This window comes from Halalkalibacter lacteus (assembly GCF_036663595.1).
Classification (GTDB): Bacteria; Bacillota; Bacilli; order Bacillales; family Bacillaceae_D; genus Halalkalibacter; species Halalkalibacter lacteus.
This window is the reverse complement of record NZ_JAWRVL010000073.1, coordinates 1-1529: the sequence shown is the minus strand read 5'-3', so window position 1 is coordinate 1529 and position 1529 is coordinate 1. Positions and strand designations below refer to the sequence as shown.

The window sequence follows — 1529 nt, the reverse complement described above, 5'->3', positions numbered from 1 at the left end:
CAGATTGTTGAGAAACCCCACTTTTTCAAGTGGGGTTTCTCTTATGCCTTTATCTTTCTTTCTAAAATCCAATAAATTATTCATAAACGGAAGATTGCCAACCATCTCACCTTCTGGTGAGGTGGTTGGCAATCTTCTTTATGTTCTGTGCTACAGCTGTCATCAGCGCTTGTTCGTTAGCGCCTTTCAAGCTGCGTAACCGGCAGTAGCGAAGCCCGTGCAGTTGTTTTGAATCCGCAAAGCTTCGCTCTATTGTTTCTTTTCTTTTTTTATAAATCGCCTTGCCCTCTGGTGATAGACGGTTTTCTCTAACTTTTTCCTTGCTACTTTCCCAGACATGTCGTGTAATCACTTTTTTATGATTTTTAGATGTTGTACATTGAGAAAGCAGGGGACAACTTTTACAAGTTTCAGCGTTTGATTGATATTGGCGATACCCTTCACGATTTGTAGTCGAATAAGTTAATGACTCACCATTAGGGCAAGTATATGTATCTGTATTTAAATCGTATGTAAACTTCCATTTTGGAAATAATCCTTTTTTAGGCGTAAAGCGTCTATGAGCTATGACACCCATGATTTTTCTTTGTTCAAGTCCATGACAAATAGGCATAGTTAAGTAACCAGCATCAAGTCCCACCGCTTCCAACTTAAAACCAAAACGTTCCCGTTGACGATCTAATCGTGCTAGGTAAGGACGAGAATCATGAACATTTCCAGGTGTGACGTGGACATCAGTGATAATGTTATATTTGAAGTCGGTTGTTCGGTGATCCAAATAGAAGAAGCCCTCAGGCTTCCCTTCTCGGAACATATAACCACTATCTTTGTCTGTGGTGCTGACCTTAATTTCCTTTACTTCCACCTCCTTGTCCTTTTTCGGTAAGGGCTTTTTTCCATAAGCTTTTCGATCCTCTTCAATAGCTTGGTCTAGTTCATTTAAGTAATCTTGAGTTTCTACTTGAACGGTTTCTTTAACAAACTTACGCTTGTTTGCATTGGCTTTTAAATGAGTAGAGTCTGTGAATAAGACACGACCACCTACCATGCGGTGTTCGACCGCAAGAAGAACGACTTCATCAAAAACATCTTGAAAGACCGTTGTATTTTTGAAACGTTTATGACGATTAAAGCTAATTGTTGAATGGTGAGGAACAGTATCAGTTAAACCTAGACCTAAAAACCAACGGTAAGCTACATTCGTTTGAATTTCCTTTTCAAGTTGTCTTTCTGAACGGATTCCATAAAGATAGCCCACGAGCATCATTTTAAATAACATCACTGGATCAACTGGCGGACGGCCATTATCTTCACTATAAAAAGGCCTTACTTTATCATAAATAAAAGAGAAATCAATCGTCGCATCGATCTTTCGCAAAAGATGATCCTCTGGAACAAGTTGATCAATTGAAACCATTTCTAATTCTATTTGTTTTTCACGAATAGGTCTTAACATTTGGATCACCTCACGTTTAATTATCTATATTATACTATATCCATTTGAATAATCGGATTTAAAAACAAAAAAA

At 38.0% G+C, this 1529-nt stretch carries 1 protein-coding gene; it reads right to left on the bottom strand.

Going from position 1 to position 1529, the window contains the following annotated elements; genetic code table 11:
- Positions 1-106 precede the first annotated feature (106 nt).
- On the bottom strand, positions 107-1456 hold the full coding sequence (locus SAZ04_RS21475) for an IS1182 family transposase (protein WP_332699507.1): 1350 nt from the start codon (positions 1454-1456) through the stop codon (positions 107-109).
- Positions 1457-1529: the final 73 nt, after the last annotated feature.